The 14331-nt window shown below is 38.9% G+C and carries 12 protein-coding genes; 6 read left to right on the forward strand and 6 right to left on the reverse strand.

The genetic code is table 11. The features are described 5' to 3' along the window. Window positions 1–20 precede the first annotated feature (20 nt). From DV942_RS20670 to DV942_RS20680, 3 genes are read right to left on the reverse strand one after another with little or no spacing between them, the layout of a single operon-like run. On the reverse strand, window positions 21–737 hold the full coding sequence (locus DV942_RS20670) for a ZIP family metal transporter (protein ID WP_090987547.1): 717 nt from the start codon (window positions 735–737) through the stop codon (window positions 21–23). Window positions 738–740: 3 nt separating this feature from the next. Further along, window positions 741–1304, reverse strand: coding sequence for a phosphatase PAP2 family protein (locus DV942_RS20675; protein WP_134203273.1), 564 nt, complete (start codon window positions 1302–1304; stop codon window positions 741–743). Next, window positions 1301–2032 (reverse strand): class I SAM-dependent methyltransferase, encoded by a 732-nt coding sequence (locus DV942_RS20680; RefSeq protein WP_145860672.1) that lies wholly within the window; start codon window positions 2030–2032, stop codon window positions 1301–1303. The genes DV942_RS20675 and DV942_RS20680 overlap by 4 nt, the downstream gene beginning before the upstream one ends. 331 nt (window positions 2033–2363) lie before the next feature. On the opposite strand from DV942_RS20680, the gene glmM reads away from it, so the two are divergent. Both glmM and DV942_RS20690 read left to right on the forward strand, forming a co-directional pair. After that, a complete protein-coding gene (gene glmM, locus DV942_RS20685; protein WP_145860673.1) occupies window positions 2364–3749 on the forward strand; it encodes a phosphoglucosamine mutase in 1386 nt (461 codons plus the stop codon). A gap of 130 nt (window positions 3750–3879) precedes the next feature. Continuing rightward, window positions 3880–5028, forward strand: a complete 1149-nt coding sequence (locus DV942_RS20690; protein ID WP_090987539.1) for a cysteine desulfurase family protein — start codon at window positions 3880–3882, stop codon at window positions 5026–5028. A 112-nt stretch (window positions 5029–5140) separates the two neighbouring features. On the opposite strand, the gene DV942_RS20695 is transcribed toward DV942_RS20690, so the two are convergent. Then, window positions 5141–5701, reverse strand: a complete 561-nt coding sequence (locus tag DV942_RS20695; RefSeq protein WP_244950763.1) for a transposase — start codon at window positions 5699–5701, stop codon at window positions 5141–5143. Between the two features lie 1333 nt (window positions 5702–7034). Here DV942_RS20695 and DV942_RS20700 point away from each other — a divergent pair. The 4 genes from DV942_RS20700 (at window position 7035) to DV942_RS20715 (ending at window position 10928) form a co-directional block, all read left to right on the forward strand. Then, window positions 7035–7238: a hypothetical protein gene (locus tag DV942_RS20700; RefSeq protein ID WP_090987535.1), complete on the forward strand. Its 204-nt coding sequence runs from the start codon at window positions 7035–7037 to the stop codon at window positions 7236–7238. Between the two features lie 74 nt (window positions 7239–7312). Beyond that, window positions 7313–8212: an MBL fold metallo-hydrolase gene (locus DV942_RS20705; RefSeq protein WP_145860675.1), complete on the forward strand. Its 900-nt coding sequence runs from the start codon at window positions 7313–7315 to the stop codon at window positions 8210–8212. Between the two features lie 309 nt (window positions 8213–8521). Next, on the forward strand, window positions 8522–9856 hold the full coding sequence (locus DV942_RS20710) for a cytochrome ubiquinol oxidase subunit I (protein WP_145860677.1): 1335 nt from the start codon (window positions 8522–8524) through the stop codon (window positions 9854–9856). A 67-nt stretch (window positions 9857–9923) separates the two neighbouring features. Beyond that, window positions 9924–10928, forward strand: coding sequence for a cytochrome d ubiquinol oxidase subunit II (locus DV942_RS20715; RefSeq protein WP_145860679.1), 1005 nt, complete (start codon window positions 9924–9926; stop codon window positions 10926–10928). Between the two features lie 533 nt (window positions 10929–11461). Here DV942_RS20715 and DV942_RS20720 read toward each other — a convergent pair. Both DV942_RS20720 and accD read right to left on the reverse strand, forming a co-directional pair. After that, entirely contained in the window at window positions 11462–13009 is a 1548-nt protein-coding gene (locus DV942_RS20720; RefSeq protein ID WP_145860681.1) for a M20/M25/M40 family metallo-hydrolase, read from the reverse strand. Between the two features lie 444 nt (window positions 13010–13453). Next, window positions 13454–14299, reverse strand: a complete 846-nt coding sequence (accD, locus tag DV942_RS20725; protein WP_090987525.1) for an acetyl-CoA carboxylase, carboxyltransferase subunit beta — start codon at window positions 14297–14299, stop codon at window positions 13454–13456. Window positions 14300–14331 lie beyond the last annotated feature (32 nt).

The raw sequence follows: 14331 nt of genomic DNA on the forward strand, positions 1-14331 counted from the left end.
ACTGAAAACTGCCAACTGAATTAGTGTCCGGCAAAGAAACCGATTAATGCTACGCCAATTCCTAACAAAACAGCAATCATTTTGCGGGTGTTGATTTTATGATCAGCGCTTGATTCAAACAGGATCGTAGTAGAAATGTGTAAGAAAATACCAATTACAATCCCCATAATTTTATTAAAATAAGCATCAATGCCCCCAATAGTGCCGTTGCTTAAACCAACACTTACATAAAAACCCAGTGGAGCCATAATGGCAAACACAATGAGGTAAAAAATAATACTGCTTTTTTTGAAATGATTCTGCATCAATATGCTTGCCAATGCAAAGGCAGCAGGAATATGGTGTAGTGAAATCCCAAAAATCAATTCGTTGTGCTGTTCTTTGGCCAATGGCATACCCTCTAAAAAGGCATGTAAACACAAGCTAATCATCACCCCAAACGGAAATACATGCCCATCGTGTTGTTTATGGATATGGCCATGCTCTACACCTTCTGAAAACTGTTCTAAGAAAATTTGTAATAAAAAACCGATAAGAATAAAAATGCCAATCTGTCCTTTGTCCGGTCCGCTGTAGGCATCAGGAATTAAATGTAAAACGGTTATGGCAAATAAATAGGCGCCGCTGAAAGATAAAATCAGCTTGAGCAATTTAGATTTATCACTTTTAACCAAAAAGATAGCCGTTCCGCCTAAAAAGGCACAGAAAAAGAGTACGCAGAGTTTCCAGATTTCCATAGGTTAAAAATCAGGTTGTAATTTTTTAAATATTCTTGAACAGATCACGCCTATTACTATTCCTAATAAAGCGCCGGTAGTTACATCAACGGGGTAATGGACGCCAACATATACCTGTGCAAAGCTGATGATAAATGCCCAGAACAAACCAACGGGTAGAATCGGTTTCCATCTGCTGTAAAAAACGCAGATCAAAAAAACAGCTATAGCAAAATGATTGGTAGCGTGTGCCGAAGGAAAACTCAAACCACTTCCGCAGGGTACACGATGGATGATATCATTAGCCAAACTTAAATCATTGCAAGGCCTCACGCGTGATATCCAGGGTTTTAAAAGCCTGGAGGCGATTAAATCGCCCATGGCGAAAGTAAAAAGCACCATGCCTATGATATAATAGCCTTGTTTTTTATACTGCCTGATGCAAAAAATAACAATAAACAGGTAAAGCGGCGACCAAAAGAAGCGGTTGCGCATAAGGGGCATCAGCCAATCAAAAAAGCCGTTTGAAAGTCCGCGGTGAATTTTCAAAAACAATTCTACATCAAATTGCTGTATGCTTTCGATCATGCTTTTTTACAGATTAAAATTAACCGGTCTGAATTAGTTTTGTTAAAATCAGCCAAGTCGTAATTGCCAAAGGTTTTCTGGATAACCATTCCCGCTTTTCCCAGCATGCGTTCAAAATCTTCAAAACTAAATGCCTGTACCCGCTCTTCGAAATGATATACCCTTTGTTGATCTTCGAAATCGATCTTTTTAATGATTTTCCCATCAACAACACTTTTGGTGATTTGAAAAGTGATGCCGTCCAGTGATTTCGTTTCGCAGGAATTTAAATTCCGGATGATCTTCTCCGTATTAAAATAATCCAGCACCAGAATCCCCTCAGCAGTTAAACATTTGCGGAAAGTTTTAAGGGCATTTACGTGTTCTTTTTCTGTATCAAAATAACCAAAACTGGTAAACAGATTTAAAGCTACATCAAAATAATTGATGTAAAACAGCCTCCGCATATCATGCACCAGAAAGTGTAATTTGCTGTTTTCAAATTGCTTTGCGTACTTTATACTCTGTTCAGATAAATCAATACCTGTAACATCAAAGCCTTTTTTATTCAGGTAAATAGAATGCCGGCCTTTTCCGCAGGCAATATCAAGCATTTTGGCATCAGCTTCAGGATTTAAAAAAGAGGTAAGCTTATCAATAAAAAATTCGGCCTCAGCATCATTTCTTTGTTGGTAAAGAATATGATAATATGGCGAATTGAACCAATATTGAAACCACTTGCGCTGCATATAAAAGCTGTTTGTATCTTTAAAAAGATGCAAATATAAGGTTTTACAATCGCTAGTAAAGTTAGAATGTGCTTTTATGCAATAATGTTGCAAAAATATTATGGGTTGATTTTTTATATCAAGTAAATCAACTTCTTATGTAAGCACCTGAAAAGATCCGCTGTAAGGAATTTAGTTACACAACATTTTATTGTGACGCGCTACACTGCTCTATTAAATTGACCGCGTAGGTAGACATAAGGACTACATAAATTCAGGTATATAGCCAGGTTTAAATAGTAGCTATCTTGTTTTTTTTCTTATTTTTGGAGCCTCTAATAAATTATAAGAAGTGACTCTAATAAAATCGATTTCAGGAATACGGGGAACCATTGGCGGAAGGGCAGGAGCGGGCTTAACTCCATTTGATATTGTAAAATTTACAGCTGCCTTTGGTAGCTGGGTGGTAAATAAAACCGGCAATAAAAGGATTGTTTTAGGCCGCGATGCAAGGATCTCCGGCGAGATGGTCAACAACCTGGTTATTGGAACCTTGCAAGGCCTTGGTATTGAAGTAATAGATTTGGGCTTATCAACCACACCAACTGTTGAGGTGGCCGTTCCTGATGAAAATGCAGGAGGTGGGATTATTTTAACTGCTAGCCATAACCCTAAGCAATGGAATGCCCTGAAATTATTAAATGACAGTGGGGAGTTTATTAGCGATGCTGATGGAAAAGAAGTTTTAGATTTAGCAGAAAGTGCTGATTTTGATTTTGCCGAGGTAGATAAGCTAGGGAAAGTGATCAAAAATGATACTTACCTGCAAAAACACATCGATAAAGTTTTGGCTTTGCCATTGGTTGATGTTGAAGCAATAAAAAAGGCTGATTTTAAAGTGGTAATCGATTGTGTAAATTCTACAGGCGGTATTTTTATCCCGGCGTTATTAAAAGCCCTGGGCGTAAGTAAGGTGGTAGAATTGTACTGCACGCCAGACGGACACTTCCCGCACAATCCTGAACCTTTACCAGAAAATTTAACTGAAATATCGAAAGAAGTACAGAAACAGCATGCTGATTTAGGCATTGTAGTAGATCCTGATGTTGATCGGTTATGTTTTGTGAATGAAGACGGCAGCATGTTTGGCGAAGAGTATACCTTGGTAGCCGTAGCTGATTATGTATTAAAAAATACGCCTGGAAATACCGTTTCAAATCTTTCATCAACCCGTGCCTTACGCGATGTAACCGAAAAAGCAGGATCATCCTATCATGCTTCAGCGGTAGGTGAGGTAAACGTGGTTAACAAAATGAAAGCTACTCAAGCCATTATTGGTGGTGAAGGAAACGGAGGGATTATTTATCCCGAATCGCACTATGGGAGGGATGCCTTGGTGGGAATTGCTTTGTTTTTAACACATTTAGCTAAATTTGGTAAATCTATTTCGGTACTCAGGGCCAGCTATCCGCAATACCATATCTCTAAAAATAAGATTACCCTTACACCTGAAATGGATATCGATTATTTATTAAAGCAGGTAGAAGAGAAGTATAAAAATCAACCTTACAGCACAATTGATGGTTTGAAGATCGAATTTGATAAAACTTGGGTACATTTGCGCCGCTCTAATACCGAACCGATCATCAGGATTTATAGTGAGGCAGAAAATGAAACCATTGCCGAAAATTTGGCAAACAAAATTATTTCTGATATTAAAGAAATATTACACCTTTAATCTCTAATACGGATTCTGGGATCAGGCATACCTGTTCAGGATTCAATAAAACGATTAAATCCTGAACATTTAAACAGGGCGGACCTTAACCAGGCAGCTTTGCAACACTAACTTTTTAAATATTCATAAAATGAAAAGGGTCTATTTAGATAATGCGGCCACAACGCCATTAGATCAGGCGGTAATCGCGGAGATGACAAACGTGATGGAAAACTATTTTGGTAATCCGTCTGCCATTCATGCACTTGGCCGCGAGGTGAGAACATTGGTTGAGAAGGCCCGTAAAACTGTTGCCGGTCTTTTAAATGCGTCTCCATCTGAAATATTTTTTACATCCGGTGGTACAGAGGCAGATAATACCGCTATCCGCTGCGGCATTTCAGCCTATGGTATTAAACATGCCATCACTTCAAAAATAGAACACCACGCCGTTGAGCATACTTTAAATACAATGCTCAAAAATGGCGAAATTGATAAGTTAAGTTTCGTCAATATCGATGAGAAAGGCAATATAGATTACAACCATTTAGAAGAATTGCTTCAAAATAACGAACGTACTTTCGTTTCGTTAATGCATGCCAATAATGAGTTAGGCACGCTAACGGATATGGTGAAAGTTGGCGATATCTGCGAAAAATACAATGCCATTTACCATGCCGATACCGTTCAAACCATGGGGCACTATCCACATAATGTACGCGAACTTAAAGCGCATTTTATCGTATGCGCTGCGCATAAACTCCACGGACCTAAAGGTGTTGGCTTTTTATATGTAAATAGCAATATTAAAATTCCGCCTATGATTTATGGTGGCGCACAAGAGCGCAATATGCGTGGTGGTACCGAAAATGTATATGGCATTGTAGGCTTAGCGAAGGCCTTGGAAATTGCCTATGCAGAGATGGATGAGCATCAATCTTATATTCAGGGCTTAAAAGATTATCTGAAAACACAACTAATTGCCGAAATCCCGGGGATTGCTTTTAATGGAGAAACGGATGCCGATAAAAGTCTTTATACCGTGCTGAACGTTTCGTTCCCTGAAATGGATATGGCCGATATGTTATTGTTCAATTTGGATATCAACGGGATCTGCGCTTCCGGGGGTAGTGCCTGTTCATCGGGTTCAAATATAGGCTCACATGTGCTAAATGGTATAAAGGCCGATCCAAACCGTCCTTCAGTACGTTTTTCATTCAGTAAATACACCACTAAAGAAGATTTGGATTACGTAATCGAAAAAGTTAAAATGGTAGTGAAGCAGAATGCTTTAGCTTAAAATACTATTCCCTGGCTGGTGACGCACCAGCCACAATATTTATCACATTTCAAAGGTTGGTGGTTCACCAACCATAAAATATTCGTGTTTAGTGGGCCAATAAATATAGAGATTAGAATATATCTCTGTAATCGGTTAGTATATTAAAATCATCTACGCCAGTTTTGTAAAACCTTGAAGAAGACCAATAATAATCTTCAGTGTTTTGCGCCAAACGCCATCTCGCTTGTAATGGGTTATGATGGATATAATTTAGCTTTTGCTCCAATATATTGAGATCGAACATATTGATTGCAAGGGGATCACGTTGCCATATCCGATATTTACGATCAGATTCCGTTACCTCGAAAAGTCTTAAAAAATTAGGATTGTTGATCCTAAGGTCTTTTCTTAATTCATGGGAAGTATCCTTCAAAAAACTGACATTCGGTTTTTCTTTACCGTTTGGTTTTAAAATTTTTAAAATCAAATGGATATGGTTTGGCATAATTACAAAGCCATACACCTCTATAAAATTATTTATAACAAGTTTTCTTAAAGAATTTAAAACTAATTGCTTGTAATTTAGTGGTTCTAGCAAGTTCAACCAATCCTTAATCGTGCAAGTCCAAAAGTAAGTTTCATTATAGTCAATGAATGATTTTCTTCTATCTTTAAAAATATCGGAATTCATGTGATTATATTTTTATCAAGATAATAATAAATTGTTTGATTCTCATTTGTTGAGTTTCATATTGTGTTTGTGAGTCACCAAACATTGAAAGCAACCCAGGTAGTATTCCTGGCCGTGACATCTAAACCTGATCGGAACGAACACGTAGCACAGCGGAGTAAAGTGGATAGCAGGACTGTATTGAGCTAAGTAGTACTGCCATTGCTTTTCTTAAAAAACAAGGCTATTATAAATACAATGGTTTGGTATAAATAGTGTAATATTGAATCACTAGCTACTGTAAAACATGTGCAGTATTCCATTTTAATGTTCGTCCTGCTTTACGCTCATACGCCTGCAGGCCTTATGCGCCTGGGCCGGTATCCGCTTCAATCAGGTTTAGCTCCGTTAAGCCGCTGCTGCTATTGAAGGTTGTATGTTGCAGAGATATTTGTTCTGATAGACAAATTCTTTGCGCCCAGCAACCCCAAATAGTATTCCTGGCCGTGCCATCTAAACCTGATCAGAACGAACACGTAGCACGGCGTAGTAAAGTGGAGAGCAGGACTGTATTGAGCTAAGTAGTACTGCCATTGCTTTCCAAAAAAAATGATTTAGGAAAAACTAAGGTTAAATACTTCTGCGCACAAAAAGTAACTTGCAAAACCCGAAAAATAAACTTATATTTATCGAACGTATGGCAATCCACGCCATTTAACCTGTTGTTGCGGCAAGAAACCTTATCAGATTCCCATGGTATAAGGTTAAGCAAATTTTAAAAAAGCTTTTAGTCATTATTAAAATTGTTAACCCTGAAAGCCTGCAAGGTTTTCAATAAATTTATGTCAACATGGAAACGAACCACAACACTCAAAATCAGGAAAACGCTAAATTGGAAGAAAAATCAAATGAAGAAAGAAAACACATTTACAGGTTTATCTTCAGTCCGTTTTCATTTGAGTCCTCAAACCATTTTAATAAAATCCATAAAAGGAAGTTTCATTCATTCGGTTGCATTCATGAGTTAGGGAAATTGCCCGGGGCAATGTTGTAAAACGTAACAGGAGACGTTGTATGAGGTAGTAAAGTTCTACGCCTAACAGTCATTTCGAGCGGAGTGCAACGGAGCCGAGAGCCACGGAGTGTTAGCGCAGCTAAATCTGCATAGACAAGTCTCTCCATTTCACTGCGTTTCAGTCGGGATGACCACAGTTATTAATAGCATTTTATAGAAATCAAGTATCTTATTCATGGCTCACCAACAATAATATCGATCAAATCCCATTCCCGCGAGGATTAATAAAAACAATCTCATTTTTTGCTTGTTCCTATAGTACATCAATTTACAATTACTATGGAAACGAATAAAGAACAAGGTAAAGTTGTTGAGAACGATTTACTGGATAAAACTGTAGAAGATATTAAAGAAGATAGAACTTTAGATGAGAATAAATCATCAAAAGTAACCACCAATCTGTTTAACAAAGATAAAGACAGGAAGAATAATTCATTCGGTCCCGGGCATGAACCGGGTACTACGCCAGGTGCAGGTATATAATTTGCTATTTTGGCATGTAAATCATTAAATTTAAACCACAGCATTTGCTGTGGTTTTTTAGCATCATCCCGAAAATGGAAAGAAGAAACTTTATTAAAAATTCAGCACTTGCTATGGCCTTGCTATCAGTATATAAAACCGATGTTTTTGCTCAGCAAGAGTTATTGCGCGCTTATGATTTTAAGCCGCTCCGTAATAATGTTGGTATATTTACCGAGCAGGGTGGGACCATTGGCTGGTTAAATTCAAGCAGCGGTTTTGTAGTAGTGGATGCGCAATTCCCAACTACGGCACCGCATGTGATTGATGAATTGAAAAAGTTAGGCGAAAAACCTTTTAAATACCTGATCAATACACACCACCACGGTGATCATACCGCAGGGAATATTTCTTTTAAAGGATTGGCAGAAAAAGTCGTGGCTCACCAAAATTCATTGGTCAACCAAAAAAGAGGAGCAGAGAAAGCCAATAATTTAGATAAACAGCTTTTGCCTGATAGCACTTTTGGTACAAGATGGAGCGCTAAAGTAGGCGACGAAAATATAAAGGCTTATTACTATGGCTCTGGTCACACCAATGGTGATGCCGTTTATCATTTCGAAAACGCCAATATCGTGCATGTAGGCGATCTGGTATTCAACCGTAAATTTCCATATATTGATCGTGAAAATGGTGCCCACATCGGTAACTGGATCACTGCTTTGGATAAGATTCAGAATCAGTTTGATAGTGATACCTTGTTTATCTGGGGACATAGTCTTGATCCGGAAAAAGTAACCGGAAGTAAAACTGATGTTAAAGCTTTTCAAAATTACCTCCAAAACCTTTTAACCTATGTAGGCGGCGAAATTAAAGCAGGTAAAAGCAAAGAAGATATTTTAAAAACCACTACCATCCCAAATGCACCCGAATGGAAAGGAGAAGGCATTGAAAGGAGCTTAACCGCTGCTTATGATGAATTGAAGGGAGCCTAACCTCATATTGCATAAGAAAACTCGTCCTCGACTGAAGCGCAGTCCCGAATATTCGGGAGAGAGATCTGTCTTGACAGATTTAGCTTCGCTGAGCCTTCGGGTTCTCGACTGCGTTGCACTCCGTTCGAAACGATATCTGCCTGTACTCATCTGTGGCAAAAAAAAATATGGTTCCTTTACGACAGCCCTCCAAATCTTTTTTCAATTTATAAACGTTCTATATTTTAAATAATCCTTTCAACATCATTGAATGACCATAGGCTTTAATCATTAACGACTATATTTGTTACCATACAAAATCTACAGCCCATGGATGATTTTATCGCAGCCCGCTCGCAAATGGCCTTGTCACTAGGCTTCCACATTATTTTTTCCTGTATTGGTATGGTGATGCCTTTCTTTATGGCCGTATCGCATTACAAATGGCTTAAAACGAACGATGAGGTGTATAAAAACCTGACTAAAGCCTGGAGTAAAGGGGTAGCCATATTCTTCGCAACTGGCGCGGTATCCGGTACCATGTTGTCATTTGAACTGGGCCTGTTATGGCCCAAATTTATGGATCATGCCGGGCCAATATTCGGAATGCCTTTTTCGCTTGAAGGAACCGCCTTTTTTATTGAAGCGATAGCACTCGGTTTTTTTCTTTATGGCTGGAATAAGTTAAATAAGTGGTTTCATTGGTTTACAGGAATGGTGGTAGGGGTAAGCGGTTTGGCCTCGGGTATATTGGTGGTTGCCGCCAACGCCTGGATGAATAGTCCGGCAGGATTTGATTTTGTAAACGGACAATACCTTAATATCGATCCTATCCAGGCCATGTTCAATAAAGCCTGGTTTACTCAGGCGCTGCACATGTGTTTAGCCGCATTTACAGCAACTGGTTTTGCTGTGGCAGGCGTACATGCATTAATGATTTTAAGGGACAGAAATACCTATTTTCATTTAAAAGCTTTTAAAATAGCGGCCGTATTTGCCTGTATTGCGGCATTGTTACAGCCCCTGAGTGGCGATATTTCTGCGAAAGACGTCGCCAAACGCCAACCGGCAAAACTGGCGGCGATGGAAGCATTGTACAAAACCGAAAAGCCAGCGCCGCTATTGATTGGTGGTATCGTAAATGAAAAAGATAAATCGGTAACAGGCGCAATCAAAATTCCGGGGGCATTGAGTTTTCTGGCACATGGCAATTTTAAAGCTGAAGTTAAAGGGCTGGATCAGATTCCTGAAAACGAGCACCCACCGGTAGCCATTACCCATTATGCTTTTCAGATCATGGTGGGGATTGGGACATTATTGCTCTTTATATCTTTAACCTATTTTTTTACCCTGCTCAAAAAGAAGCCTTTAATAGAAAAACGATGGCTTTTAAAACTATTTGTTTTGGCTATTCCGCTTGGTTACCTTGCTTTAGAGGCTGGTTGGGTAGTTACAGAGGTAGGGCGTCAACCGTGGATTATTTATGGTATTATGCGTACCAGGGATGCGGTTACCCCAATGCCCGGTATTGCGTATTCCTTTTATGTCTTCACCGCCATTTACCTGTCGTTAAGCATAATAGTAACGTTTTTGCTTTACCGGCAGATTAAAATGGTACCTGTGTTATATGATAAAGTCGAATCCAATACTCATTTGCATAGCTAAGTATGAACAACACGAAGCAAATCTCATTAATCATTGTAATCAAAATACCGGTGTAATCATATTGAATATGAAAGAAGTAGTAATCACATTTTTATGCATGGCCATTCTGCTTTACTTTTTATTGGGTGGAGCCGATTTCGGTGCAGGAATCATAGAACTCTTTACCTCAACAAAAAATAGGAGCCGAACACGTAAAACCATGTATCATGCCATTGGTCCGGTATGGGAGGCTAACCACATGTGGCTGATTATTGCGATTGTAATCCTGTTTGTTGGTTTTCCGTTTATTTACACCACCATGTCGGTTTACCTGCATATACCATTGGCCATTATGCTCATCGGAATTATAGCCCGTGGTACCGCTTTTGTATTTCGCCATTATGATGCTGTAAAAGATGATATGCAATGGTTATACAACCGGATATTTCGGTATTCGAGCTTTATAACCGCTTTATTTCTGGGCATCATTGCAGGAAGTTTAATTTCAGGACATATTGATGCGCAGGCCACCGATTTTTATACAGCCTATATTTCAGGCTGGTTAAACTGGTTTTCTGTTGCTGTGGGTTTCTTTACGGTTTCACTTTGCGGTTTCCTTGCGGCCATTTATCTCATCGGCGAAACAACAGAAACCCATGATAAACGTCGGTTTATAAAAAAGGCAATGTTTATGAATGTGGCAGCAGTTGTTTTTGGTGCAATGGTATTTGTTGCTGCGCAACGGGATAAAATTCCACTGATTGATTGGGTTTTTAAAAGCCATGTAGGTTTATCAGCCATTATTTTAGCCAGTTTATCGCTTATGCTTTTATGGTACCTGTTAATTAAAGGAAAGACTAAGGTTTTACGCATTTTAGCGGGCTTTCAGGTAACGATGATCCTGTTGGCGATAAGTTATGCCCACTTTCCAAATTTTATCCGTTTAAAAAGCGGAGATTCGATTTCGTTACTCGAAACTGCGGGACCGGACAAAACAATTTATAGTTTGGGTTTAGCTTTATTGTTAGGTAGTGTTTTAATTTTGCCTTTTCTGGGGTATCTATTCTATAAATTTCAGAAAAAAGAGGAGTAAAAGTAAGTTTGGAGCAGCGGGTTGTTAGTTGATAGAGAGGGGTTGTGTTTAAAACTTGCTAAGATAAAAATGTCGAAAATCTATATATACAGCATCCAAATGAGCCTAAAACAATTGCTACCGATATCATGGCTATCACGAGCCTATTGCTAAATTTAATGAGATCGATATTTTCTGAATTAGCCTTAAATCTAATTGATAGTTTTAGGCCTACTGTACTGTCGTATAAGCCTAAAAGTGCGCATAAAGCTAAAACAATTATTACTTCGAAATGCCAACTAGATAGGAAATAGCCTATGCCAATGTATATTGCAAAAGATAACATACCTAAATAGGTGTATTTAAAATCAAATTTCCTGGAGGTCCATGCCCCCAAAGTTGCAATTAAGGTAATGCAGATTAATCCAATAAGAAAGGAAATCGTGAATAGTAAGTAGGCGTTAGTCATTTTGTATTGCGTTAATAAGTATGAATATAATTTAAACGAGCATCTGTTTCCAAATGCTCGTTTAAATTATAGTAAAATTCTTTCGCTACAAACCGCCTTTTCTGTTTGATTTTGTTTGTACCGGCCAGGTTGCTGGTTTTCCGGTACGCTCATTTACAGGTAAATCGGTTGCTTTTTCGGTTGAGGTTTTCTCAGGATCTTCACAAGCCATATAAACCATGATGGCGGCCAGAATTACGTTACTTCTGATTTCGTCGAAAACCAGTTTATCATAACTATCGCGGTTGGTGTGCCAGGTATAAGTGCCATAATCCCAGCTGGTAGAACTTAAAGAATAACCTAATGCCCCGGCAGCAACAAACGATGCAAAATCCGATCCTCCTGCGCCCGGTGTCCCCGGAAAACTGGTTTTGATCTGGTTTTTAATGGTATCTGGTACGGCTGCCAACCAACGGGTAATGTACTCTTTTGATTTTGCAAAACCCTGTCCGCCAATGTTAACCACACGGCCCGTACCGTTATCCTGGTTAAACAGCGCCTGCAGGTTGTTCACGATTTCCGGATGATCTTCTACAAATGCCCTCGAACCATTTAATCCTTGCTCTTCGCTACCCCAATGCCCCACTAAAATGGTGCGTTTTGGGTTGGGGTAAAATTTCTTTAAAATGCGCATGGCTTCCATCATTAAAATGGTACCCGAACCATTGTCTGTTGCGCCGCTCGCACCATCCCACGAATCGAAATGTGCCGAGAGCATCACATATTCATTTGGTTTTTGCTTGCCCTTTAACTCCGCTATGGTATTAAAGGTTGGTACAGTTCCCAGTTTTTTTGATTCTGATTCAATTTTAAGCATCGGTTTGTTGCCATTTAAAGCCAAACGATATACCAAACCGTAATCTTCGACAGATAAATTTAATGTTGGCACCTTAGTGGTATTGGCGCCAAAAATCTTGTCTACACCGAAGCCCTGCGACCAGTTATTGATGACCACAGCCACCGCACCAGCATTTTCTAAAGCTACAGGAAGTGTTCTTGCGGTAAGACCTGTTTTAGCTAAATTGGCCGTCCATGCTTTTGCTGCATTGGCTTTTTCTTTCTTAAATTTTTCAAAAAGATCTTTTGTAGCAAACTCTTCCCAGTTTTTTTCTGGTCGCCCAGATATTTGGTTCATTGAAATTAAAACAATTTTACCTTTTACGTTGGGTAACCATTTCTGAAAAGATGCCGAATCTGTAATTTCCGGAAGGATAATGGCTTCTGCATTAATGGTTTTACCATTGGTTGATGGACTCCAGGCCAATTGTGTGCCTTCTAAGGTCCGGACCCTCGGACTTACTAAATCAATGTGTGTAATGCCGCGTTCCCAACCGGCCCATTCGCCCCACTTTTCGTTTTTAGCCGAAATGCCCCAGTCGCTATATTTTTTTACCGCCCAGTCGTTAGCTTGTTTCATCTGTGGCGAACCAACCAATCGTGGTCCAACAACATCCAAAAGTTCGTGCGCCAGTTTCTCCAATTGAGAATTTTCGTTTACTTCTTTAATGATATTATCAATTACTTTCCGGTCTTGTGCAAAAAGACTGGTCGAAGCACAAAGAAACAGTGCAGAAAACAGTAGTTTTTTATTCATAATTAGTTAGAGTTAATGTGTTGAGGCTAATTTATGAAATATGAGTTAGGCTTGTGAGATGTTAATGGAAATGTTGCAAGACACGTTCTATTATCGAGTCATACTGACGCGTAAGGCAAGTAACTGAGTTCATCTAAATAAATAATAGCTTTGCCTTTGTGGCTTAAAGCCTTTGTAGTAAATGCACTCGCTGGAAAAAATTATCAAAAGAATTACTAGTTCATATTAAATAAATGTGATTGCATGAAAAGCCCGGAGTGTAGCGGGTGCTTAAAGCAAAAAGCAGGACTGATTTAACCTAAGTTATTCAAATCCTGCTTTTTTTATAATGTCTATTTATTCATTGGAGACTTTCACTAATCACCAATAAAGCAATGACTAATGGACCAATTAACTAATGACCTAATGGCCAATAAACCAATGACCAATGAACTACTGAACCAACTAATTGTTCATCATTTTTACAAATGCGCCCAATTTAGCTTTCATGGCCCTTCTATCTACAATAAAATCCAGGAAGCCATGTTCCAACACAAATTCTGAAGTCTGGAAACCTTTAGGCAGATCTTTTTTAATGGTTTCTTTAATTACCCGCGGACCTGCAAAACCGATTAATGCGCCTGGTTCTGCAATATTGATATCGCCCAACATAGCATAAGAAGCCGTTACACCGCCAGTAGTTGGATCGGTTAATAAAGAGATATATGGAATTTTTGCCTGACTTAACAAAGCCAGTTTCGCTGACGTTTTAGCCATTTGCATTAATGAAAATGCAGCTTCCATCATCCGTGCACCACCTGATTTTGAGATCATGAGGAACGGAACTTTATGTTTAATGCTATAATCGATCGATCTTGCGATCTTTTCACCTACAACTGAGCCCATTGAACCGCCAATAAAAGCAAAATCCATGCAGGCAATCACGATGTCTTCTCCCTCAATTTTACCAACCGCCGAACGGATCGCATCTTTTAAGCCTGTTTTAGCCTGGCTTTCTTTAATTCTATCGGTATAAGGTTTGTTATCGTTAAAATTTAAAGGGTCGCCCGAAGTAAGGTTAGGAAACAACTCTTTAAACTGATTATTATCAAATAAAACCTCGAAATATTCTTTAGAGCCTACTCTCAGATGGTAGCTGCAATAGTGGCAAACATATTTGTTTTCCTGAAGCTCTGCCTGATGTAGCGGTTTTTTGCAATTCGGACATTTATTCCACAACCCATCCGGTGCTTCTTTTTTCTCCTCTGTTGTAGTAATGATACCTTTTTTTTCTCTCTTAAACCAAGCCATATAATTTTTTGAAGAATTGGATTGCAAAGAAA

It is taken from the genome of Pedobacter suwonensis (assembly GCF_007833675.1).
In the GTDB taxonomy this organism is placed as follows: Bacteria; Bacteroidota; Bacteroidia; order Sphingobacteriales; family Sphingobacteriaceae; genus Pedobacter; species Pedobacter suwonensis.